The sequence below is a fragment of the Ectothiorhodospiraceae bacterium BW-2 genome, assembly GCA_008375315.1.
GTDB lineage: Bacteria > Pseudomonadota > Gammaproteobacteria > Thiohalomonadales > Thiohalomonadaceae > BW-2.
The window spans coordinates 3,968,158-3,993,361 of the sequence record CP032507.1 but is presented as its reverse complement, the minus strand read 5'-3'; the positions used below and the strand labels follow the sequence as shown (position 1 = coordinate 3,993,361).

Annotated in this window: 16 protein-coding genes; 11 read left to right on the top strand and 5 right to left on the bottom strand. The window is 52.7% G+C overall.

Annotation, left to right across the window (positions count from 1 at the left end):
• Window positions 1-168 precede the first annotated feature (168 nt).
• The 3 genes from D5085_18430 (at window position 169) to D5085_18420 (ending at window position 4,162) form a co-directional block, all read left to right on the top strand.
• Window positions 169-369, top strand: a complete 201-nt coding sequence (locus D5085_18430) for a hypothetical protein (GenBank protein ID QEP44939.1) — start codon at window positions 169-171, stop codon at window positions 367-369.
• Between the two features lie 117 nt (window positions 370-486).
• Window positions 487-3,510: a hypothetical protein gene (locus D5085_18425; protein QEP44938.1), complete on the top strand. Its 3,024-nt coding sequence runs from the start codon at window positions 487-489 to the stop codon at window positions 3,508-3,510.
• Window positions 3,511-3,679: 169 nt separating this feature from the next.
• On the top strand, window positions 3,680-4,162 hold the full coding sequence (locus D5085_18420) for a hypothetical protein (GenBank protein ID QEP44937.1): 483 nt from the start codon (window positions 3,680-3,682) through the stop codon (window positions 4,160-4,162).
• Between the two features lie 55 nt (window positions 4,163-4,217).
• Here the strand turns inward: D5085_18420 and D5085_18415 are convergent, their stop codons facing one another.
• Window positions 4,218-7,001, bottom strand: a complete 2,784-nt coding sequence (locus tag D5085_18415; GenBank protein QEP44936.1) for a DUF1566 domain-containing protein — start codon at window positions 6,999-7,001, stop codon at window positions 4,218-4,220.
• A gap of 489 nt (window positions 7,002-7,490) precedes the next feature.
• On the opposite strand from D5085_18415, the gene D5085_18410 reads away from it, so the two are divergent.
• The 5 genes from D5085_18410 to D5085_18390 all read left to right on the top strand — a co-directional run bounded on the left by D5085_18410 (window position 7,491) and on the right by D5085_18390 (window position 11,059).
• Window positions 7,491-8,198, top strand: coding sequence for a DUF1566 domain-containing protein (locus D5085_18410; protein QEP44935.1), 708 nt, complete (start codon window positions 7,491-7,493; stop codon window positions 8,196-8,198).
• 62 nt (window positions 8,199-8,260) lie between these two features.
• Window positions 8,261-8,632 (top strand): four helix bundle protein, encoded by a 372-nt coding sequence (locus tag D5085_18405; protein QEP44934.1) that lies wholly within the window; start codon window positions 8,261-8,263, stop codon window positions 8,630-8,632.
• On the top strand, window positions 8,632-8,928 hold the full coding sequence (locus D5085_18400; protein ID QEP44933.1) for a DUF1566 domain-containing protein: 297 nt from the start codon (window positions 8,632-8,634) through the stop codon (window positions 8,926-8,928). The genes D5085_18405 and D5085_18400 overlap by 1 nt, the downstream gene beginning before the upstream one ends.
• On the top strand, window positions 8,922-10,484 hold the full coding sequence (locus D5085_18395; GenBank protein QEP44932.1) for an RNA-directed DNA polymerase: 1,563 nt from the start codon (window positions 8,922-8,924) through the stop codon (window positions 10,482-10,484). Before D5085_18400 ends, D5085_18395 begins: the two co-directional genes overlap by 7 nt.
• A gap of 2 nt (window positions 10,485-10,486) precedes the next feature.
• Window positions 10,487-11,059, top strand: a complete 573-nt coding sequence (locus D5085_18390; GenBank protein QEP44931.1) for a DUF1566 domain-containing protein — start codon at window positions 10,487-10,489, stop codon at window positions 11,057-11,059.
• Window positions 11,060-11,160: 101 nt separating this feature from the next.
• On the opposite strand, the gene D5085_18385 is transcribed toward D5085_18390, so the two are convergent.
• Window positions 11,161-12,405, bottom strand: coding sequence for a hypothetical protein (locus D5085_18385; protein QEP44930.1), 1,245 nt, complete (start codon window positions 12,403-12,405; stop codon window positions 11,161-11,163).
• 274 nt (window positions 12,406-12,679) lie between these two features.
• On the opposite strand from D5085_18385, the gene D5085_18380 reads away from it, so the two are divergent.
• Window positions 12,680-20,869, top strand: a complete 8,190-nt coding sequence (locus D5085_18380) for a DUF5011 domain-containing protein (GenBank protein QEP44929.1) — start codon at window positions 12,680-12,682, stop codon at window positions 20,867-20,869.
• Window positions 20,870-21,037: 168 nt separating this feature from the next.
• Here D5085_18380 and D5085_18375 read toward each other — a convergent pair whose 3' ends face one another.
• From D5085_18375 to D5085_18365, 3 genes are all read right to left on the bottom strand, one after another.
• Window positions 21,038-22,105, bottom strand: coding sequence for a cyclic nucleotide-binding protein (locus D5085_18375; GenBank protein QEP44928.1), 1,068 nt, complete (start codon window positions 22,103-22,105; stop codon window positions 21,038-21,040).
• A 75-nt stretch (window positions 22,106-22,180) separates the two neighbouring features.
• On the bottom strand, window positions 22,181-23,038 hold the full coding sequence (locus D5085_18370; GenBank protein ID QEP44927.1) for an energy transducer TonB: 858 nt from the start codon (window positions 23,036-23,038) through the stop codon (window positions 22,181-22,183).
• Window positions 23,038-23,988, bottom strand: coding sequence for a glutathione synthase (locus D5085_18365; GenBank protein QEP44926.1), 951 nt, complete (start codon window positions 23,986-23,988; stop codon window positions 23,038-23,040). The genes D5085_18370 and D5085_18365 overlap by 1 nt, the downstream gene beginning before the upstream one ends.
• 263 nt (window positions 23,989-24,251) lie before the next feature.
• Between D5085_18365 and D5085_18360 the strand changes: the two genes are divergently transcribed.
• Window positions 24,252-24,782 (top strand): hypothetical protein, encoded by a 531-nt coding sequence (locus D5085_18360; GenBank protein ID QEP44925.1) that lies wholly within the window; start codon window positions 24,252-24,254, stop codon window positions 24,780-24,782.
• 24 nt (window positions 24,783-24,806) lie between these two features.
• Window positions 24,807-25,190 (top strand): DUF1987 domain-containing protein, encoded by a 384-nt coding sequence (locus D5085_18355; GenBank protein ID QEP44924.1) that lies wholly within the window; start codon window positions 24,807-24,809, stop codon window positions 25,188-25,190.
• The last annotated feature ends 14 nt before the right edge of the window (window positions 25,191-25,204 follow it).

Below are 25,204 nucleotides of genomic sequence, written 5' to 3'. Positions count from 1 at the left end.
CTAGATATTATGCAGCTTTTAAGCCGCTTATTCCACGAATGATACTTTATGCTGTACATTTTTGATCTTTATAAAGATTGATAACTATTTTTTATATCAATAGCTTATAAGTTAAAAATGTCATAATGCTGGCGGTACGGAGTATGGCGGGATCGAGAGAAGGAGAGAATGGCTCAGCCGGAGAAGCTAATGGCTGTCAATTTAGCTAGACAAGCGCTAGCTGAACGGCTATATTTAGGGAAGTTAAATTTGAGTAGGGCTCCCCCCCCCCCTGTGTTTGGTTTTCTTAAGCTACAGCGGTTAGCTGTGCACAAAACCCAAGCGATGAACAGAACCGAGTTGGCTATAGTCTTCGCGGTGGACTTTTGAGCGTTCAAAACATGATAATTGTTTTATGTTAATAACTTAAATGAATGAAGTAAGCTTTATTCAGCTGGTCGCGCCGAGTATAAGCTCAGCCTAATTTTTTATGGGACGATTGTAGCTATGATGAAAAGAAATATCTTGTTTTTGATTATTTTATCACTGTTTACTCTATCGCGTACCGTGGTAGCGGAACAGATTATTACACTGAATAATGGCTGGAATTTGGTTTCATTCTATTCCGACGGTTTAGAAGATGATACCAACCCGCTTGTAAAAGATATCGCTCAAGAGGGGATTGAGCGTATTTTTGCCTTTATTAATGGCGGCTGGCAATTTTACGATATGATAAGTGATAGCGGCTCTCTCGGTGAGATGTCTCTCTCCTATCTAAGAAACAGAGGGGTATGGATTAAATCGAACCGAGAGGGAGTCAACCTCACTCTCATTGGTGAGGGATACACTTTAGATGGCACCACTTTACAACCGGGTTGGAATTTAGTGGGTTTGGGGCCTAATGTAACTGATTTAGCCTCATTAACCAGCTACTTTTCCCAATACTCTCAACAGCCACTACGACTATTTGCGTTTGATAATAGTTCATGGCAATTTCGTGATATGAGTACCCAAAGTGGTTCCTTAACGACTTTTGACAGCAATAACGGCCTTTGGATCTATATGATTCAGCCATTAACTATAGGCACAACAGATGAGTCCGAATTTGACTTAGGTAATGGCCTTGCCGCTTCTCTCTATAGCACCGGTGGTGTCGATGAGTCAGCTCCTCCAAGAGAGGTCACCATTGCGCTTAATGATCAGGAGTATCGCCTGAGTGTGGCCGAGGCCAGCGGCTATTTTGTGCAGATAAGAGATCAACAAGGGACGCTCTATAGCCAAGTCAACATAGATGAGAGTAATCGCTTTGATCTCGGCCAGATTACTCTTCCACATAACGATGATTCTCCCCCCTCATCCTCTCCAGCTAAAACACTCTATGTCTATGGTCTCCCTAATGACATCGGTTTTCCTGCACTCATTCAGGGGGTTGAACTCTACCAGAATTCGACTTTAATCGGCACAATTACCGACGCTACCAGCGGTTTTGTGCTCACCGAGGAGATGCTTAACCAAGAGGGAGATTTCGAGCTGCGCAAGCAGGGCTACCTACCGACTCAACTCACGATAACCGAAAATGCACGGCTACTCTATGCCGTCATGCAGGAAGAGGCCGATGAGATTACACCATTAAATGTTGATAGTGTTTTAGAGGAGGATTCTCTAGCACGCCCACTACATAGCTCTATCGCGACCTCTGTTCCTAACAATGGTAACCATAGTTACGGGGCCGTGTTATTACACGCTTCAGGGCGCACTAACCCTTCACGAAGTATTAAGATCCGCATCTCCCCCTACCGCAGTATTGATGCGGTTGTCGATATAGATGGACTTGCAAGCAGTGTAGAGAGCGACTTTAATAGTGATCACCCTAATGCTCAGGATAGTATCGAACAGTGGTCTTGGCAGGTAATTGCAGGCTCCCGCCTCCAAGTTATCGACTCGAGTAGTGAGCAGGTTTTACAAGATGAGCAGCTATCTGCTAGTTTTCTTGGTAGCTATGCCACTATCGATCCCTATCAGTCGCAACTTATCTCAGGAACAATGGAGGAGTATTTAGCGCTGCTTTGTGACTTTGGTGCTAGTGTTAGCAATAATCTCTATATTACCGAGATCGATATTTATGCCCGTTCTACTAATGGCTGGCAACGCATTTCAGATGGGGTTCGTTTTATTAATCCCGCGCTCGATAACAGTTATCAACCTAATCCAGTACCAGGAGAAAATCGCTCTCCCATTCATAATTTAGAAGATGGTATGTTTGCCTTCACCCCTGAAGAGAGAAGGGCCGTTGCTCAACAACTGCCTACAGATCAATTAATTATGACATCTCGTCACGGAGCGGCACTGATGTCACAAGATAGCCAAGAGGGGGGGCTATATGACTATGCTTTCGTCTTAAAACGAGTGGCTTCGGTACAGCGAGATATCGTTATTCAAGTCATTGATGAGCAAGAGAGAACCCCTATTACCGATGCCTTAGTTAGTTTGCCAAATGGTATCCGTTTAAGCACCGATAGTAGCGGTCGAGTCACTTTCTATAATGTTGTCCTGTCACTGACCGATCCCGATCTGCAAATTGAGGCGATTCATGCCGATTATCGCCGCAATAGCATGAGTTTAAATGTCGTCGCGATAGATAGCGAAATGGAGTATCAACTCGCGCTCACACCAAAATCACACTCATCAATAATACAGGGGTATGTCTATAGTGATAGTGGCAGTGTCGTAGCCGATGCAACAGTTGAGTTACACGCGCCTGCCGCACTCGCTAGCCTTACCTACCAACCACAACAGAAGCGTATCATCGCTGATCGCGAGCCATTAGCTGAACCGCTCGAACCCGACTATCCGAATGCCACTTATCAGTGGCGAATTAAACCGCTACCCGATAATGGAGAGGAGGGATGGTATAGCGTTAAGCAGTCGATAGGTAGTGAAGGGGGCTATCTGTTAACAGAGAGTGAAATCATTGACTCAATTATCAATTCCGAATGGATGGTAGATAATTCACCCACAGGGGAGTATCAGCTCCAGCTTCAGGTCGGACACGATTTAAATGGCGATAACCTAATCGATTTTACAGAACGCTCAAGTGACGGTATGCAACTCTCTATTGCCCTGAATACTGCCAGCCTTTCACTGGAGATAGAGAATCCTTGTGGTGATCGGGTCAATCGACTCTTCTATCCGGTCAATCCTCCAAGCGGTACTACGGCAGAGGATTACCACGCATTATCTTACTGGCAATGCACACTATTCGAACAGTTAGGCCAAGTTGAGAAAGGGTTTTTCTATATACGCCAAAGAGCGGCTAATGCTGAAATATTCGCCCCGCGTCACTACTGGGAGCTCGATATACGCTGGAAGAGTGATGATGCCACTGTGCAAAAGCGCTTAGTCGGTAACCAGATTGATGAGAGTCAACCTAACAGTGCATGGCAGTTTAGCTGGCAGGATGATATGGGTGACGCCAATAATATGACTATCGCTCTGTCGGATGCTCAAGATGATTTACCTGTTTTAAGGTAACCGTTCACTCTCCCTCCTTAATCTCCCTCTCCCGGCGGGAGAGGGTTGGGGTGAGGGGTAAAATTTAGCGGGGAGAGTGAACGGTTACGTTTTAAGTTGGAATAGCGTTGTACGAGCCCTCTCCGATCCTAGTTTGATAACACGCCTACTAGAGCGCAGTGAGGATGGATTGCGCTACCTAGAGAGTGGGCTCTCTCTAACTATTCGCTCAGTGGTCTATGCTAGAGAAGATCGCTACAACGAAGATCAAGAGGAGACGAATCAGGCTAATTTGAATAGTATGACAACAGGGTATCAAGATCTTGATGTTCCCTTTGTCTATCAGGTAAGCGGAGCTTTGCAAATTCCGATAACAACTGACCCCTCTACTCTGTTAAAAGTTCACGATATTGACATTGTTGCTAGTAGCGAGTTACCTCTTCGAACAACGCAGAGCGGGAGTAATGGTTTCTACCAGTTTAAGCATGTGTGGGGCCAATATGGAGGGGCTGACAATAGCACTATCGATAGCTCCTATGTTCAGGTGATCGCAGCACATCCTGACTACTCTCCCTCCGGCCTACAAGCCGTTCCTAAATTCGGTTTTAATACCGAAACAGATGCCGTTACAGAAGATATAGCTGAACAAGATCTCTATTTGACGACACCCTAACGATCTAAGGCCTTGTTCATCTCTCCGTCAGTAGAGGCGGGTTTGAAACCCGCCCCTACTCGGCCATATAGATCCACACCCCTTGACCGGCGGCAAGGGTGGTGAGTGTACCACTACCACTGGCGACATCTCTAAAGCTCCAGCTATTATCGCTAAAGGCGAAGAGTCGTTGTGGTTGCAGAGTTTGATGGCTGAATTGATCTACAAAATCGGTAAGGGTGATATCGCTACGACCCGCTCCAACCAGATTCCAACCGGCGCTGAGTGTGGCGATATCCAGACTCTGACTGCTGCTGCCACTGAGTCTCATCTCGGTACGGCTAGCAACGGCTATTTTTACCCATAATCCCCGATTACGCAGCTCAGTGAGGGTTTTAGTGCCCAATGCGCCACTCCTACTCGTGAGATCATAGAAAGCCCAGCTGTTATCGATAAAGGCAAAGATTCGCTCAATAGCCGGATCGGTAAAGTGGTCGGCAACGGTGGTGAGATCATCAGGGGTAGTGTGTAGCGCGATAAGATTCCATCCTTCGGCTAGTGAGAGAGTTTGAGTACCGAGGGGGGCGGTCGTGTCGGTATTGGCCGCTGTGTCTGTGTCTGTATCTGTGTCCGTATCTGTGTCCGTATCTGTGTCTGTATCTGTGTCCGTATCTGTGTCTGTATCTGTGTCTGTATCTGTATTGCTATCGCTGTCCGTTGCCGTACCCGTATCAATTCCCGTACTAGTATCGGTGTCAGTGGTGGTGATTATTATTGAGGTGTCGGTCTCTGTCCCTGTCGCACTACCACTACCTGAATCGGTTGCTGTCTCTGTCGCAGTCGCGCTTCTGACCAACCGTACCTTTTGGCGGTCACTTCGATCTCCTAAGTAGTAGCCTACCTCGCCATATCTAAAATCGACAACCCAACTATAGTCGGGGGCGTTATCTGCGGGAGTAGAGGACCAGAGTAGATCGAAATCACTGCCGGGAAATAGAGTTAGGTTAATCGCCGGCATCTCACAGGCCGGTTCAATGAGTGACGCTAGCTCTTTAATCGAGGGGAGTCGCCAGTCGTCATAGCCGCCGCTGCCGCTACTGTTGCTGTCGTCCACCGCTTGTAACGCCTCCCCCCAAGTAAGCGTTTGTGCGGTGCCCTCGCTGCAACTGCTACCACTGGTTCCCAAAAGACACGCTTGCCAGATCAAATCGTTCTGTTTATCTAGCACTAAGTGGTTATCCAGCGGTTGGTAGCGTATATCGGGTGCCATGGCAATCAGCGTATCGGAGCAGCTACTGCCAGAACCTTCCGGTTCGAAGTCAAATCCCCAGCGACTATCGTGTACCAAGCGTACCGAATGGCTCTCTTCAACGGCTCGGGTAACATCATAGCCATGCCACATATCGAGCGCCCAAGCTGAACCGGCTAGGTTGGCTACGGCATTGGCGCTCCAGTAGAGATCAGAGACGGTATCGGGAAAGTAGTCGCTATCAATAGCTGGGTTGGAGCGGCCATAGTCGATAATGGAGCGAAGCTCTTCCCGACTCGGTAGGCGCCACTCTCGTTGGCCGCAGAGCTGTTGTTCTCGGGCTCCCTCAATGAGCTCATTCCAGTCGTGATAGCGTGTGCCGTGCTCCCCCTCTTGTTTGATTAGGGCCGTTAGACCGCCCCAGCGGTATCTGTTATCGCGATGCGGCATCACTTGCCATAGCAGACCGGTATGATTATCGCGCACACAGGCCCATTCGGTAGCGCTAGCCGCGAGTTCACTACCATCGGTGGCTATTTTGGTAAAGCTAAACCCAGCTGCTCCATCACGACTATCGTTTACTTCAGCATCTCGGCCATGGCTACAATCTTGGTTACGATGATGACTGCCGCATTGGGTTTCGTTACCCGTTGTTGTATCGGCTCCCCAGGTCACTCCACTGTCGTTTAGGGGGAGCTCTCTGTGGGTCGTTGAAGGGGGGAGATAGTCACTAGGCGGAGCTATCCGCTTCATGACAAAGGCGTAGTCGTAGAGCCCCCCGCCCACATTTTGCTGCATTAGACTCCCCTGTTCGAGGCTGGTGATTAGGTAGCAGTTATGGTTGAGTTTAGTGTTCAACGCATAGGCTTCTTGCGCATCGAGGCCGTAATAGCCTCGCTCTATCGGGATGGGGCGATCATGCAGTCCCGGAATTGTCGCCGGTTCGCTGTTAACGCTGTTACCTACGGCAATAAAGCGCACGCCATTCGAACCGCGTTGCCAGCCGGTTGGGGTTCTGACATAGAGATCAATATCGAGCGGGTAGGGGCTGCCGGGATAGCCATAGTGAATCAGTTGCTGTAGGTAGTACTCCAAGCTCTGTTGTAGGGGTAGTGCCTGATAGGGATCGATAGTGGCAAAGGCACCTAGGCTATCACTCGTCTGCCGGTCGTAGGTAATTAGTTCTTCACGGGTGTTATCGATAATCCTAATTTGGGCTCCTGCTAGAATTTGCCACTGCCAGTTGTGCTGACTCTCAAGCTCATCTATCGAGTTCACCCGTGTGGAGTGGTCAGTCCGATAGTCCTGTTTGAGGCGGGTCTCTAACGCGGTTAAGTCGATGAGATCACTCTCTGAACTATAAGGTCTCGTTTCTATCGAAATGCTAAAGTATGGGTTATCTCGTCCGGCTCGAAGCAGTATCGCGGTTTCATCTGTTGCGCCTGAGGCGTGGGTGGTAGTCGTAAGATAGGCAACCGGGGGTGAGGCATTAGTGTCGGATTCAATCGTAGGCATACAGGTTAGCGCTAACACATGGATAGGTGAGAGTATGACCCATAACAGGCCAAGATAGAGGTAGAGATGAAGATAGAGATGTTTTTTCATAACCATTTGACTTTGTTAAAGATAATAATCCAGAGTTACTTCGAGTCTGATAACGGCTATCGTAAGGCTGTCGCTGTAGCACTCAGCCACTCAGATGGCACTGAGTAGATAGCAGGCTAGATTGTAGTCTTAAAGCTAATCACTTGCCAACCATAACTCTCCTTACGATTTTTGTCGTAACCGTTGCAGCCCCTCCTGCCAAGCGTGATTCAAATCGTGCTTTTGAGACGACCCATGCTACTTCCGGTAATCCACGGCGTGTAGGGGCGGGTTTCAAACCCGCCCCTACGAAACCCGACATCCCCCCTAGTTTGGCGCGGTCTGAAGGGCGGGTTGGTACGGTTATCGGGTTACACCGTGCTAATCCGACCTACGGTAGGCGCTTTTCTGCTTCCCATGCTCCGGCGTAGGCATGCAGATATAGGGGTTGTTTTATTAAGCCTATGACAGGTAGAATGGCCGCTCTCCTGTTAATTACCCAAAGAGACCTACACCATGCCTGCCGTCGTGCTCTATCTGCTGCTCATTCCCTTTACACTCCACGCTGAGTGGTTCACTCAACCCCTTAACGATACCGGTATCACTTGGGGGGGTAACTACTCATCCGGCAACAACGCCACCTGCATCGGTGAAACGGTCACCGAGCAGGACTGCTCCCACGGTCGCGATGCTGACCCTGCAACTAATGATGATAGCAATGGCCACGCCGGATTTAGTTTTACCAAAATCAGCGCCACCGGCGAAGAGCTATCCGCCAGTGCGACTGAGTGGAGTTGTGTTAAAGATAATGTCACCGGTCTGATGTGGGAGGTCAAAACCGACGATGGTGGCATCCACGATAAAGACAATACCTATCGCTGGGGGGGCAAAACGGCACGCTTAAGCGATGGCAGCACTTTTGGCCCCCGTTATGACGACTGGGATGCACTGGTGGATGGTGCTAATAACGCCAGTTTTTGCGGCTATAGTGACTGGCGCGTCCCCTCCAAAGAGGAGCTGCGTTCCATTGTTAACTATGGTCGTGTCAATCCTGCTATCGATAGTGCCTATTTTCCTAATGCGGTTGGTAGCGCTTACTGGAGTTCGTCGCCGTACGCTAACGGCTCTGGCTATGCGTGGCTACTCAACTTCATCAATGGCAACGATGACAACTTCAATCGCAATAATAGTTATCGCGTGCGGTTGGTGCGTGCCGGACAGTAATTTGGCTATTTAGCGGTTATGGCGGTATGTTTTACTAGAATCATGGTTATTGGGGTGAAATAATGGCACATCATTTAAAATTGCCAATATGGCGTGATGCTAACCAGCTACTTTTGGAGATAGAGCAGGCGGTGGCTCGCTTTCCTCGTTACCATAAATATGCTATCGGCACCGATATGCGCCGTCAGGCGATGGCGCTCTGTCGTCAAATTGTGTTAGCGGCTAACCAGAGACCTCAGCAGCCGCAACACATTGAGCAGTTAAGCTTGGAAGTGGATGAGTTAAAGGTCATGATTCAGCTAGCCAAATCGTTAAAAGCATTTCAAAATTTTGCCCAGTTTCAGCGCTGCGTCGAATTAGCTGTGAGCGTGGGTAAACAGAGTGGAGGGTGGTTGCGTCATCTGCACGCTGCCCAAAATGGTCGTCAACAGTGATGAGTCTGTCACGGTTGGCGGTCACGGTCAGAACTGCGGGGTCTATTAAACCCGGCGGGTGTGCCGAGATACTGTGCGCCTCATCCACCCTTTGGGGTATAGACTGTGTGGCATCACCTACCTTTAGGATGGGGGTGTCGCCTTTAAGTGGTGGGGCAAGCTGGAGTTCGTCGCCGAACGCTAACAACTCTAACAATGCGTGGCAACTCAACTTCAACAATGGCAACGATAACAACAACAATCGCAATAATAGTTATCGCGTGCGGTTGGTGCGTGCCGGAGCGTATCGATGGTGATGCCGGCAGAGTGCGAGCTCTTCTCGTTGCAAGCGTTTTGGCAAGCGTATGAAAACTGTCGCCGCCGCAAGCGAGGCAGTCGCGATGCCCAGCGTTACGATATGCAGCTATTCGATAATCTGCTAGCGACACAGCAGCAGTGTCAGCAGTGGCAATATACCCCCTCCACCTCTTACTGTTTTGTGGTCAAAAAACCTAAGGCGCGAGAGATTCATGCCGCAGCCTTTGCCGACCGGGTTGTGCACCATCTGCTGGTGCCCCAGCTAGAGCGGTTGTATGAGCCGATATGGATATATGACCTCTACTCCAATCGTAAAGAGAAGGGGACGCACAAAGCCGTTGAACGATTGCAGCACTTTATGCGTTCGCTGCAAGCGCAAGGGGGCGGTTGGTTTCTGCAGCTCGATATTGCCAACTTTTTTAATACCATCCATCGGCGGCGACTCTACGCGCTTGTTGAGCGGCAGCTACAACGACGGGTAGATGAGCCAGTGTTACGGCAACAGCTACTTTGGTTAACTCGCACTCTATTAACCGGGAATCCCGCCTATCACGCCCACTATCGTGGCGCTCTGGCGGCGTATGCACAAGTCCCTAAGCATAAACGCCTGAGTGAGGCGGGTGAGGAACGGGGGTTGCCTATTGGTAATCTGACAAGCCAGTTTTTTGCCAATGTTTATCTGAATGAGCTAGACCAATACATTAAACATCAGCTCAAATGCCGCTACTACCTGCGGTTTGTTGATGATTTTGTGCTGCTTCATCCTGACCGGCAACAGCTTCTGGAGTGGCAGGTCGTTATTGAGCAGTTTGTTCATCAGCGACTAGGGTTGGCACTCAAGCACGGAGCGACGGCAAAACCGCTAAGAGATGGGGCCGATTTTTTGGGCTATATTGTTCGTCCTAATTATCGTTTAGTGCGGCGGCGGGTAGTGGGAAACTGGCGCGAAAAACTGCAACAGCTCGAAGCGAGGCAGCCGCTACAGTTTAATTTGGCTCAGCTCGAATCATTGCGGTCGGTGATGGCTAGCTACTTAGGCCATTGCCGTCACGCTAATAGCTACCATTTACAGCAGCGCATTTGGCAGCGGTTTCCGTGGTTACGCTATCTGCTTGCTTATGATGAGCGTGGGGCAAAGCTCTATCCTCGCTGGCAGGCGAGCAAGGCGCTCTCCCTTAAGCAGCAGTGGCACTTTGTTGCCCGCCAAACACCGCGTTTTTTGGTGCTAATGCAGGTTGGTAACACGCTGCAACTCTTTAACCGCCACGCCCGCCTGCTGGCTAATAGGTTACATAGGTCGCTCGATAGTGAGACGCGCCCCCCTTTTAATGCCACGCTAACGCTGCTAACTCGCTTGCCCGAACCGTTAGAGCCGGAGCACCCTAAGCTAATGCCGATACGCTATCTGTTAGAGCAGGCGGGTATCGGCTATCGGCTGGTGGTGGAGGCGGGCTATTTGCGCTGCGGACTAAAGCGCCGCTATACCCGCCTGATTCACCCGGGAATCCCTTTAACTGAACAACTCCCCCCTGTTTCAACCCCTTGGAGCCTATAGTCATGTTTCGCATCCTCTCCCCGCTGCTGTTACTACTTGTCATCCAAAACAGTGTCGCCCAAAGCTGTATTGACGATATCACACCGACCGCTCCCGATAGCCGCTACAGCGCCAATGGCGATGGCACTGTCACCGACCTGCAGACGGGGTTGATGTGGCAACAGTGCGCCGTGGGGCTCAGTGGCAGTGACTGTGGCAGTGGTAGCGCCGCCTCAATGACCTGGGATGCTGCGCTACAAAGGCCGCAAACGCTTAACAGCAGTGGCGGCTTTGCCGGTTATAGTGACTGGCGTCTGCCCAATATTACCGAACTGGCATCACTGGTGGAGGAGGCGTGTGTCAGCCCGGCGATTAACGAAACCCTGTTTCCCAATAATGGCACCAGCGTTTACTGGAGTTCGTCGCCGTACGCTTTCAACTCTTTCAATGCGTGGCAACTCTACTTCAGCTATGGCGACGATGTCAACGACAATCGCGATAATCAGCAATTCAGAGTCACCGCCAAACCAGCATCACTACATAGCCTTGCTTTCTTGGCGACAATACCCCCCCTCTTCTCAACATTTCCTTGTTGAAAAGTCAACTATTTCAAATTGTACAGCGGTGTTGAGTGAGCTTGTCTCCAGTGTGTAATGAGGGTTATCCCGAATTTCGGAGCGGGGATCTCCATCGTCTTTTAATTGATGAGTCGAATCTGGCAGGGGCGCCCGGTGAGTTGGGCTAATTTCGTTACCGACAGTTTTCGTTCAGTCATAACGGCAATCATCTTTCCCCAGATGCGCTTTAAGGTCATCTTCCCCTGCATAACACTTTGAAATGTCTTGCTAAATACCAGTAACTGATTGATGATGTGAGCTATTTGCAAGCACTGGTAGTAATTCTTGGTCGCCAGATAACTCACCCGTGAAAATTTGTGCTCTAATGCATATCCATGATTTTTTTGGGTATTAAAGCCTTCGTTCTCTATTTTCCAGCGTAAGCGTCCGGTACGGCTCAATTCCGGTGCCGTATTCCAGTTGATGGGATAGGAGCTAATGTGAACGAACCGATTTTCAATTATCTGCCCCTCTTTGTCGGTGGTTGTCTCTATGCATTCCAGCCAGTGTAGTTTCACGCCATGATAGTCAATATCGTTAATCCATGTATAGTTTTGCTCAATGACATTATCCTGTTGCCGTAGAATGATTTTTCGTTGATTGCCGGATGTTAACTGGCACAAGGATTTAACCTCTTCCCAAACAGATGGCAGATTGCCATCCTTGAAGGTGACTATCCAGCCCCAACCATACTCTGAGCAAATTTCGAAGAATCCCTGATAAGGATAGAGTCCATCGGCAACCAGACAGATGGGTAGACGCGGAAACGCCGATTTCAACTTTTTTGCTAGGCGTTTGAATGCCTTACGCTCACAATCCTGTTTGTCATAGTTGCCCTCTTCGGGGTTTTCCAGCCACTCTGTGGCAATGGAGATGGCGAAGCCGTTAGCGGTAATCAGTTTGGCCTCTAAAACCATGTTATGCCAGCTACTTTTACCGCTGCTGTAGTCTTTGTGCAGCGCCTGTTCATGGGGACACTCTGTAAAACTATGAATCCCGCTCGCATCCACCGCAATGACAAACCATTCACCAAACAGCCGTTGATTGTGGAATATCTTCTTTTTCAACAGCGCCCTAACCATGGATTGAGTCAGTTTTTGCAGTTGATCCTCCGTGAGTTGTCGCATGACATTATCGACGGTATCCATATGAGGTAGCGGCATTTTGAACAACCGCTGGTAGTTTTTGCGAAAGCGTTTCTCTTCGCGCAGATTATTCATTTCATTACGAGAACCGGCTTTAAAGAGAAACATGGCAATGCAGGCCGTAATAAGAGCCGCCAAATCATAATTAGTAGATGTCCGGCACTCATCCAGCTCTCTCATCTGCTCAAAGAGAGCAGGAAAGAAGTGTGTGATGGTCAGGTGGAGTTGATAGACGACATCTTTGCGCTGTAATTTACGTTTATTCCGATTCTTTTTTTAGACCGGACGGATTGGTTCGAAGCTGATTTTCGTGCAGTTGACATGCGGTTACCTCTCAAAATTGGAGATATATGGGCTATTTTTGCTGGAAAAAATAATTTTTTTGCCAATGTAAGTTTATGAAGTTAGTCGGTTATGGAGCTGCCCCTGAATTGCTGGCGATAATAGTTATCGCGTGCGGTTGGTGCGTGCCGGACAGTACTTTGGCAATTTGGATAGCGACGAAGATGGGGTAAGCGATGCCGAGGATAACTGCCGTACCGTAAGCAACTCCAATCAAGCCAACCGCGACGGCGATAGCGCCGGAGATGCCTGTGATGCTTTTCCCGACGACCCCAATGAGTGGCTCGATAGCGATGGCGATGGTGTAGGCAATAACGCCGATGCCTTCGATAACGACCCGAACGAGACCAGTGACCGCGATAGCGATGGGGTAGGGGATAACTCCGACAACTGCCCCGAAATCGCCAACCCCGAACAAGAGATACTCGCCTGTAACGACCTGCCGAGCGTGAGCGCCGGCAGTGACCGCCAAGTAGATGAGGGCACCACAGTGACCCTCAGCGGCACCGCCAGCGACCCCGATGGCACTATTGTCTCTATCGCATGGAGCCAAACAGCCGGTAGCCCAACGGTTACCATAAACAGTGCCAATACACTAAACGCCAGCTTTAGCGCACCGTCAGTGGCTACGCCTACGCAACTCACCTTTACCCTCAGCGTGACCGACAACAGCGGTAGCACCAACAGCGATAGCGTGATAATGACCATAAACGACACCACAGCCCCCACCATCACCCTCGATTCGCCGCAAGATGGCCAGAGCTACGACCGCCTGCCGACGATTATCGTCACCGCCAGCGACGAAAGCGGTGATAGCGTGACCGTAGAGGTACAAATTACCGATGTTACCGACACAACCCCCTACTACTGGGGTCTCGCTTTTGGCGCTTACGATTGGATAGTGACTGAGACATGGCTGCCACTTGCCTATGACGAATCACTGCAACAGTGGGGCTTGTCAGGGAGCTCTGTAACGCTCATAGACACCCATGCCTACACCCTCACCGCCCGCGCCACCGACTCAGTCGGCAATGTCAGCACTACCACAGCAAACATCACCGTTACCGACCTAATCAAACCGGTAATCAACCTTAACGGCAATAGCAGTCTCACCCTCAATATCGGCCAAAGCTACACCGAACAGGGCGCGACAGCGAGCGACAATGTCGATGGCGATATTAGCAACCGCATCACCCTCAGCGGCAGCGTCGATACCAGCCGAGTAGGGCTCTACACCCTCAGTTACAATGTCAGCGACGCAGCCGGTAACGCCGCCCAAACCGTCACCCGCTCTATCACCGTACAAGATGGCAGCGCCCCCGTAGTTACCCCGCCAGCGAACATTACCGTGGCCGCTAGCAATGCCACCGGCACCCCCGCCACACACAGCGCCATTACCAGCTTCCTCAATAGCGCCACCGCTAGCGACAACATCGATGGCGACTTGACCCAAATCAGCCACAACGCCCCGAACCAACTCCCACTAGGCGTGACAGTCGTCACCTTTAGCGCGACCGATAGTCAAGGGAATCGAGGCAGTGCCCAAGCCACAATTACCGTTACCGACCAGACCAAACCCATCCTCACCCTGAACGGTAACAGCGCCCTCACCCTCAATATCGGCCAAAGCTACACCGAACAGGGCGCGACAGCGAGCGACAATGTCGATGGCGATATTAGCAACCGCATCACCCTCAGCGGCAGCGTCGATACCAGCCGAGTAGGGCTCTACACCCTCAACTACAATGTCAGCGATGCAGCCGGTAACGCCGCCCAAACCGTCACCCGCTCTATCACCGTACAAGATGGCAGCGCCCCCGTAGTTACCCCGCCAGCGAACATTACCGTGGCCGCTATCGATGCCACCGGCACCCCCGCCACACACAGCGCCATTACCAGCTTCCTCAATAGCGCCACCGCTAGCGATGCCGTTGACGGGCTACTGACCAGTATTGGCCATAACGCCCCGACCACCTTCCCGTTAGGGGCCACGGTCGTGACCTTTAGTGCAACCGACAGTAGTAATAATACCGGTCGGGCGCAGGCCATTGTCACCGTGGCAGACCAGAGCAGGCCGGTTATCACACTGACAGGTAGCAGCGCCCTCACCCTCAATATCGGCCAAAGCTACACCGAACAGGGCGCGACAGCGAGCGACAATGTCGATGGCGATATTAGCAACCGCATCACCCTCAGCGGCAGCGTCGATACCAGCCGAGTAGGGCTCTACACCCTCAGTTACAATGTCAGCGACGCAGCCGGTAACGCCGCCCAAACCGTCACCCGCTCTATCACCGTACAAGATGGCAGCGCCCCCGTAGTTACCCCGCCAGCGAACATTACCGTGGCCGCTAGCAATGCCACCGGCACCCCCGCCACACACAGCGCCATTACCAGCTTCCTCAATAGCGCCACCGCTAGCGACAACATCGATGGCGACTTGACCCAAATCAGCCACAACGCCCCGAACCAACTCCCACTAGGCGTGACAGTCGTCACCTTTAGCGCGACCGATAGTCAAGGGAATCGAGGCAGTGCCCAAGCCACAATTACCGTTACCGACCAGACCAAACCCATCCTCACCCTGAACGGTAACAGCGCCCTCACCCTCAATATCGGCCAAAGCTACACCGAACAGGGCGCGACAGCGAGCGACAATGTCGATGGCGATATTAGCAACCGCATCACCCTCAGCGGCAGCGTCGATACCAGCCGAGTAGGGCTCTACACCCTCAGTTACAATGTCAGCGATGCAGCCGGTAACGCCGCCCAAACCGTCACCCGCTCTATCACCGTACAAGATGGCAGCGCCCCCGTAGTTACCCCGCCAGCGAACATTACCGTGGCCGCTAGCAATGCCACCGGCACCCCCGCCACACACAGCGCCATTACCAGCTTCCTCAATAGCGCCACCGCTAGCGACAACATCGATGGCGACTTGACCCAAATCAGCCACAACGCCCCGAACCAACTCCCACTAGGCGTGACAGTCGTCACCTTTAGCGCGACCGATAGTCAAGGGAATCGAGGCAGTGCCCAAGCCACAATTACCGTTACCGACCAGACCAACCCCATCCTCACCCTGAACGGTAACAGCGCCCTCACCCTCAATATCGGCCAAAGCTACACCGAACAGGGCGCGACAGCGAGCGACAATGTCGATGGCGATATTAGCAACCGCATCACCCTCAGCGGCAGCGTCGATACCAGCCGAGTAGGGCTCTACACCCTCAACTACAATGTCAGCGATGCAGCCGGTAACGCCGCCCAAACCGTCACCCGCTCTATCACCGTACAAGATGGCAGCGCCCCCGTAGTTACCCCGCCAGCGAACATTACCGTGGCCGCTATCGATGCCACCGGCACCCCCGCCACACACAGCGCCATTACCAGCTTCCTCAATAGCGCCACCGCTAGCGATGCCGTTGACGGGCTACTGACCAGTATTGGCCATAACGCCCCGACCACCTTCCCGTTAGGGGCCACGGTCGTGACCTTTAGTGCAACCGACAGTAGTAATAATACCGGTCGGGCGCAGGCCATTGTCACCGTGGCAGACCAGAGCAGGCCGGTTATCACACTGACAGGTAGCAGCGCCCTCACCCTCAATATCGGCCAAAGCTACACCGAACAGGGCGCGACAGCGAGCGACAATGTCGATGGCGATATTAGCAACCGCATCACCCTCAGCGGCAGCGTCGATACCAGCCGAGTAGGGCTCTACACCCTCAGTTACAATGTCAGCGACGCAGCCGGTAACGCCGCCCAAACCGTCACCCGCTCTATCACCGTACAAGATGGCAGCGCCCCCGTAGTTACCCCGCCAGCGAACATTACCGTGGCCGCTAGCAATGCCACCGGCACCCCCGCCACACACAGCGCCATTACCAGCTTCCTCAATAGCGCCACCGCTAGCGACAACATCGATGGCGACTTGACCCAAATCAGCCACAACGCCCCGAACCAACTCCCACTAGGCGTGACAGTCGTCACCTTTAGCGCGACCGATAGTCAAGGGAATCGAGGCAGTGCCCAAGCCACAATTACCGTTACCGACCAGACCAAACCCATCCTCACCCTGAACGGTAACAGCGCCCTCACCCTCAATATCGGCCAAAGCTACACCGAACAGGGCGCGACAGCGAGCGACAATGTCGATGGCGATATTAGCAACCGCATCACCCTCAGCGGCAGCGTCGATACCAGCCGAGTAGGGCTCTACACCCTCAACTACAATGTCAGCGATGCAGCCGGTAACGCCGCCCAAACCGTCACCCGCTCTATCACCGTACAAGATGGCAGCGCCCCCGTAGTTACCCCGCCAGCGAACATTACCGTGGCCGCTATCGATGCCACCGGCACCCCCGCCACACACAGCGCCATTACCAGCTTCCTCAATAGCGCCACCGCTAGCGACAACATCGATGGCGACTTGACCCAAATCAGCCACAACGCCCCGAACCAACTCCCACTAGGGAGCACCACCGTCACCTTCAGCGCAACCGATAGCCAAGGGAATACTGGCAGCGCCCAAGCCGTCATTATCATCGCCGACCTCACCCCCCCCACACTCACCCTAAATGGTGAAACAGACCTAACCCACCCCTACGGCGAGAGCTATACCGACCCCGGCGCAAGCGCAAACGATACAATTGACGGCGACCTCACCGACCTAATCACCCTCATCGGTAGCGTTAACAGCGCAGCGCTCGGCAGTTACACCCTAACCTATACCGTCGAAGATAGAGCCGGCAACGCCAATAGCACCACCCGCCACATCCATGTAATCGACACCCTACCACCAACAATCAACCCCCCTGAACCGCTCCAACTCACCCTCATTAACCAAACCGAACTGAGTGCCACAGACAACCGCATCAGCACCTTCCTCAGCAGCGCCACCGCCGACGACAACCACGATGGCACCCTAAGCGTGAGCCACAACGCACCCGCCACCTTCGCCAGCGGCACCACCCCCCTCACCTTTAACGCCAGCGACAGCTCAGGTAACACCGCCGAAGCGACGACCACCCTCACCCTCACCACCGTCACCGACCATCAACCGCCCGCCACGGCCCTCATCTCACCCACAGATGGCCAAACCGCCGCCCTACTACCCGCCATTACCGTCACCGCCTCAGACGCAGAGAGCCGCGTGACAGAAGTGGCCGTACAGATTAGCGACATCACCACCCCCAATACCCTCTACTGGGGAGCAAGTGAATTTGGCGGCTACGATTGGCAAACCTCACCGGCATGGCTGCCACTAACCTACTCAGCAACCAGCCAGAGCTGGGGGATCTCTGGCAGCAGCGTCACCCTAGTCGATGGCAACACCTACACCATCACCAGCCGCGCTACCGACGAAGGAAACAACCAAAGCTACGACTCAATACTATTTGCCAAATCGGCCAACCAAGCCCACACCGAACTGACCCTAACCGCCAGCGCCAGTACCATCCTACAAAACGGCACCCTCTCCATCAGCGGTAAACTGACCCGCCTACCAGTGACCGACGCCTCAATGGCTGGCCGCCCAATTACCCTAACCGTCACCACCCCCGAACTAGCACAACACCACTACGACCTCGACACCTACGACACCCTAGGCCACTTTAGCCTCGATAGCACCACCCTACAACGCACCCCCGATGGCAGCGCCGACCTATTTAGCATTGCCGGACGCTACCGCATCGAAGCGAACTCCACCGCCACCCCCCTCCTAGCCGCAAGCCGCGCCACGACCGAAATCGTCGTCGGCCAAGGCGCTGGCTACGCCCTCATCGTTCAAGGCAAAATAGGCAACGAAGAGGGACTCCAATCCCACAACAAAACCACCAACCGCGTCTATGCCACCCTCATCGAACGCGGTTTTGAAGCAGAGAATATCCACTACCTCAACTACGACCCCCAACAAACAGATGAGAGAGGCCAACCCTTTATTGATGGCCTCCCCTCGAAAGCAGCCATACAACAAGCACTAAACAGCCTCGCTGACGCGATGAACAGCGCCCCGGCACCACTGCTTCTGGTCATGGTCGATCACGGCGACCCCAACCTCTTCTACCTCGGTAACGAAACCCTAACCGCCACAGAACTAAACGACTACCTAAGCCAACTAGAGCAACAACTCACCACCACCGCCATCAAACACCCCCGCACCCTCATCTACGGTGCCTGCTACTCCGGCAGCTTTATCGACGAAATGAGCCAAGCCCCCCAATACGACAACCACCAACTCACCAACGGCGGCCGACTCATTATCACCTCATCCGCCGGCAACGAACTGAGCCACAAAGGCCCCATGGAGAACGACGGCATACGAGTGGGCGAACTCTTCATCGAACACCTCTTCACCGCGCTACAACGGGGCGAGAGCTACCGCGACGCCTTTGACAGCGCCACCGCACAGACCGAACGCACCACCACCGACAACCGCCTTAACCGCAGCGGCACCGACATCTGGTTCGACCGCAGCGTCCAACACCCACTCTTCGACGATAACGGTGATAGCTACGGCACCAACGACTTCAGCCTTGCCTGCAACGAAGGAGAGCTTGCCGCACAACTCTACCTTGGCGTAGGAGCCAACTACGACACCAACAGCGCAGACAACCCCGCAGAACTCACCGCCATCGCCCCCACTCAACACCTCCACGATGAGACCCCCTCCCTCACCCTCTGGAGCCAAGCGAACCACGACAACGAAGTGCTAGCCGCCTGGATAGAGCTTAAAACCCCAGCGACCAGCCTTGACACCCGTGCTAGCACCGAACAAGTCACCCTCGACCTACCGCGTCACCCCATGATCTATCACAGCGACAACGGCCGCTGGGAGGTTACCCTTACCCCAGACCACTTTAACGAAGCGGGGCTCTACGAACTCTACTACTATGTCAACGATATTGACGGTCGGCTCGCACCGCCATGGCGAGGCCTAGTCTATCGCCAACTAGCCGCCAACCTACCACCAGAAGCACCACAACTAACCTATCCGACCAACGACTCGACCCAAAAGAGCCAACTCATTGCCCGCTGGAGCGAAACGAACGACCCCGAAGACCACCCCCTAAGCTACACCCTGCGCCTGAGTCAAACCGAACAGACCGATAGCAGCGGCAGACTACTCAATCCACAATACACCCTTGAAGAGCTAACAGAGACATTTGTCGCCATCGATGACAACTACCCACTCGACGACCTAACCACCTACTACTGGCAAATAAGCGCCATCGACTACTACGGCGCGGTTAACCACAGCCCAGTACAAAACTTCCGCGTTGACAACACCAACGGCAGCGATGCGATTATCGATGGCATCGTATTCTCATACGATCGCAGCAGCCCACTGGCCAATATCACCATCTCTGCCAATGGTATCGAAACCCAAACCAGTGACCGAGGCCGCTTTATGCTACAAGTCACCCCCCAAGCGGGCACGACAGAAGCCATTGAAACCACCCTCACCCTAGCCGCAGCAGGATATGCCACCTTAAACGAACCAACACGCCTACAACCAGGACGAACACAACGGCTTTTCCTGAACCTACCAACCTTAGAGGAGGCCGCAGCCGGTAGCGCGACCAACGCCTGCGTTACCCCGACAAGTAGCGCTACCGACAACAATACCGCTACCTCGACCGATACCGACTCAGACTCATCGACCGATAGCGCCACCTCAACCGAGACAGCGACAGAGACTGCCACCGACACCGGCTCATCGACCTCGACCGATACCGCGACCGATACCGCCAACGATACCAACACCGATACCAACACCGATACCGCCAACGATACCAACACCCCTAACAGCCAAACCCTCAACCTCACCGCAGGCTGGAACCTCATCGCCCTCCACACCACCCCCGACGATAGCACCACCGTTGCCGACCACTTCACCGACAGCGCCATTGAGCGACTGTTTGCCTTCATCAACAACGGCTGGCAGTTCTACGACCGCAGCAGCAATAACGGCTCTCTAGGCCAACTACCACTAAGCCAGCTGCGTAATCGTGGTATATGGGTTAAAGTGGCCGCCGGCAGCAGTGCTAATCTAACCCTAACCGGTAGCAGTCAGAGCCTCGATATCAGCTCCCTCACTTCCGGCTGGAATCTGATTGGCAGTGGCAGTAGTGATATCACAGTCACCGACTTTGTCGCCCAATTCAGCAGCCAAGCTCTACAACCGCAGCGCCTGTTCGCATTTATCAATAACAGCTGGAGCTTTGCCGATGTGGCCGGCAGCAGTGGCTCACTCAACACCATCACCGCCGGACAGGGGGTGTGGGTCTATCTACAGTAGGTTGGAGGGGGCATAATAGAAATCGCAAGCCTAACGAATGTTGGCCTTGTTCATCGTTAGGCCCCTCCTGCCAAGCGTGATTCAAACCGCGCTTTTGAGACGACCCATTCTACTTCCGGTAATCCACGGCGTGTAGGGGCGGGTTTCAAACCCGCCCCTACGAAACTCTCAGCTCTGAGCACGGCTCTGTTGAATGATCTCTTTAATTCGCAGCAGGCCGCCATCGATATAGCTGGCGTTAAAGCCCCGTTCGTTGAGCAAAAAAGCGGCCGAGGAGCTGCGTTTGCCGTTATCGCAGAGGGTAATAATCTGCTTGCCATTGTCGAGCTCGCTAGTCTTTAGGCGTAGCAGATAGAGCGGGATATTGAGACTGCCCTTGAGGTTAAACTGTTTGTATTCGCTCTCTAACCGCACATCAACGAGCTGTGCGCTGCCTTGCTGTAGCAGTTGGCGGGCACTATTAAAGTCCATTTTATGCAGTACCGGATCTTTGAGTAGCTCGGCAAAATCCTCCTTCCCTAGTCGCATTAGTATGCCATCGGTTTTCATGGAGACGGTGGCGTTGCGCTTGTTATTGGAGATGAGCGCCTCCTCACCAAAGCCGCGCCCTGCCTGTAGCTCGGCGACTTTGATATTTTTGCCGCTCTTGCCGCGAATGGTCACCTCACAGCTACCGCGTTTAATATAGTAGTAGTAGTCCCCCTCATCGCCCTGATTGATCACAACCTCTCCGGCACTATAGTTAATCGGCTCCATTCGCATAAAGACCATCTGAATATTGCTCGCAGGGATGCGGTGGAATATCTCCGACTGTAGCAGGTTGGCCATCCAGTCGTCGTCATCCTCCTCATGGTTGCTGTCGATATCTTCGACCTGGTAGCTAGATTGGCTCTGCTCCCAACTGAGTAGTAGATCGAGATAGTCGCTATCGATCGCCAGATAGCGCACTTCAGTTTTGGCTATTGCGGTGGTTTTGCGGGGGGTGTGTTGATCAATCGGTAGGCGGGTACGGCTAGTGCCACCGGTAACGATCTCTTTGCCGCCATCTTCCGCCAATAGTAGCACTTGGCCGGAGAGGATATAGATCGATTTGCGATCACTTTGACCGCGTTTAAACAGCGGGGTATCGGCCTCAATAGTCTGAATGGCGCTCTTTTGAGCTAGATCGCGCAGATTCTCCTCCGTTAACTCGTTTAACGGCACAAATTGTCGTAAAAATCGCGTTTCGAGGGCCATAAAGTCTGTATTTTAGAAAGTTAATCGTATGTCGAGACGGAGATTATATAGCAACACGCTCTCTGTCACCGCAAATTAATAGGTTTGTAAACTTTCGTCCTGAAATTGCCAAGCGCGAGTGATATGGAGCAGATCGATCTGCTGGCGCATTTGGGGCGAAAAGGGTTCGAAGGGGGCGGCGAGCCGCAGAATATGGATAGCCCCCTCATCGAGGATTTTAGAGCCCGAGGAGCGTAATATCTTGATGCTATGGAGGGTGCCATCGGCTTGAATCACGGCATCTAGGAGTAGCGTACCGCTCAATTTGCGCTGTAGCGCCTCTTTCGGGTAGTTCAGGTTACCGATTCGCTCAACTTTGCGCCGCCAGCTATCTTCATAGGTGGCAAACAGATATTCACGGGTGTTGGCGGTAATATATCTCTGCCGCGGCTGCTGGGCATACTGCTGCTGCTGTTGACGAATCTCGGCGCTTAGGCGGGCAATTTCGCGTGAGCGGAATACTATCTGCTCGGCATCGGGTTGAGGTTGGGTCAGCTCTAACGCCGTCACGGTGGGGGGAGGGGGCGATTCAATCTCTCGATTCTGGCGGCTAAGTAGCCTCTGTAACGGGGGGGAGGGCTGCGATTGTGGCTGCTGAGGCGGGAGGGTGCGCGACGATTGGCCGCTTTGTGGATCGGGTCTAGGGGTCGGCAGGGGGGAGGAGGGGCGCACCGGTTCGCGCACATCGCCGCCCCCTCGCTGGTTGGTCTGGGCAAGATAGTCAGCTGTGTCGGGGCGCTCTTCGCTGCGGCTGTGAACTAGCGTCACTTCAATCGAACGCAGTGGCTGTTGCGAATCGTCCGGTCGCTCAAACTCAAAGCTAATGCCTAAAATCGCGGCTAGGTGCAGCGTTGCAGCAGTCGCTAAGGCGACTCCGAAGGGGGAGGAGATCATTATCTCGTCAATTTGGCGGCTAGCGCATCCATGAGTTGTCCGCCGATATTGAGCTGAAATTGGCGATCTAACTCCCGAATACAGGTGGGGCTGGTGACATTAATTTCGGTCAGATAGTCGCCAATCACATCGATACCGACAAAGATCAGCCCCATCTCTTTAAGTGTTGGTGCGAGCTGGGCGCAGATCCAGGCGTCCCGTTCGGTCAACGGCACCCCTTCGCCGCGCCCTCCTGCGGCGAGATTACCTCGTAGCTCCCCGGGTGCCGGAATGCGAGCTAGGGCGTAGGGGATAGGTTCACCATCAATTAACAGAATCCGTTTATCGCCTTGACTAATCTCGGGTAGATAGCGCTGGGCCATAATTTGCCGACGACCATGATGGGTGAGGGTCTCTAAAATGACACTCACATTGCTATCTTCTGGGGTGAGCTTAAAGACGGAGGCCCCCCCCATGCTATCGAGTGGTTTGACCACAATCGCCTGCTGCTGCTCTAAAAAAGTGCGAATGTGAGTCGCACAGCGGCTCACCAGTGTCGGCGCACAGCAGTGGGGGAAGTGGCCGATAAAGAGCTTTTCGTTGGCCATCGCCAGGCTCTGAGGGCGGTTGACGATGAGCGTCCCTTCGCTCTGGGCCTGTTGTAGAAAGTGGCAGGCGTAGAGATACTCCAGATCGAACGGTGGGTCTTTTCGCATCAGAATAAGATCGAGTCGCGATAGCGGCTGCGAGAGGGTATCCCCCCAGCGATACCACTGCTTAGGGTCGTCCTTCACCGCTAGCTGGCGCATACGGCCATAGCTCACCCCCTCCTCCTGCCATAGCTGATCCAGTGTCATGTAGTAGAGACGCCAACCACGCTGCTGCGCCGCGAGCAGCATCGCTAGCGAGCTATCTTTGGCCACCTTAATCGACTCAATGGGATCCATGATAATACCGAGGTCGAATGACATGTGTAACTGCTCCTGTCGCTGTGGTTATCGAAGGGGACGGGGCGGGGGCTAGAGGGGCGATCTTGCCTAAGCTGGCACGATTTAGCAATGGTTTAAATAGTTGCCACAGGTGCGCATGTAGTGCGATAATAGCCGCCACTTGAGAGGGAGAAAGGTGGCTATATGGGGTGTAACCATGTGTTTTATATATTTTTTTAACTTAATGTATCAGAAAATAAGAGAGTTAGGGGAGCGTTATGAGCGAAGAGAGATTAGCCCGAAGAATGATAGAGTTTCGAGAACAGCTACAGCGGGAGGGGGTTATCTTCTGCTACTGCGGTTTTATTTCTGAAGATCTGCTCGCCTCTATCGGTAATCAGCTGCGTGGTAAGCTAGAGCAGGATGAGGTCGATAAGAAGGTTGCTAGAACGGTCTTTCACCTCTTTGTCGAGCAGGTACAAAATGTGATTCGCTATAGCGTTGAACCGACAGAGAAGACGGCTTTAATGCTCGATAGCCGTTACGGCCTAGCGATGATAGGTGAGCTAGAGGGAGAGTACTTTGTCACCTGCTCAAATATGATTCGCAGTGATGAAGCGCCGAAGTTAAGTGGTAATTTGGAGCATATCCTCTCCCTCTCCGGCGCGGAGTTAAAGCAGCTCTATAGAGAGGCCCTGCGCGGTGAGACTCCTGAGGGGAGTAAAGGAGCTGGGGTCGGTTTTATCGATATTGCCCGGAGGGCAAAGTCATTTATCTACGATATTGAGCCGATAGATAGCGACTATAGCTATTTAAGTCTTAAAGCTTTTGTTTAAGTCTGTCATTTCTAAGGTAAAGTAATGGACAATATTTACATTGAGGCAACCGAAAGATCGCCTGAAATCGATTTTTGTTTTAGCGAGGGTACCTTCTCACTCAAAGGGGAGTCCTACCCTGAGGATATCTCTGAAACCTATGAGGAGGCGATGGGTAAGCTGCGCGACTATCTGGAGTCGCAGCTTGAACGGGAGATTACCTTTAACTTTGAACTCATCTACTTTAATAGCAGCAGCGCTAAAATCATTATGACCCTATTTGATATGCTCGATGAGGCGGCAGAGAGTCGCCAAGTGACCCTCAACTGGTACTATCGGGAGGATGATGACAACATGGAGGAGATGGGGGAGGAGTTTGGCGAAGATTTAGAGCACGCTACCTTTAACCTAGTGGTTAAAGATGGGTAGCGGGATACGCGCGA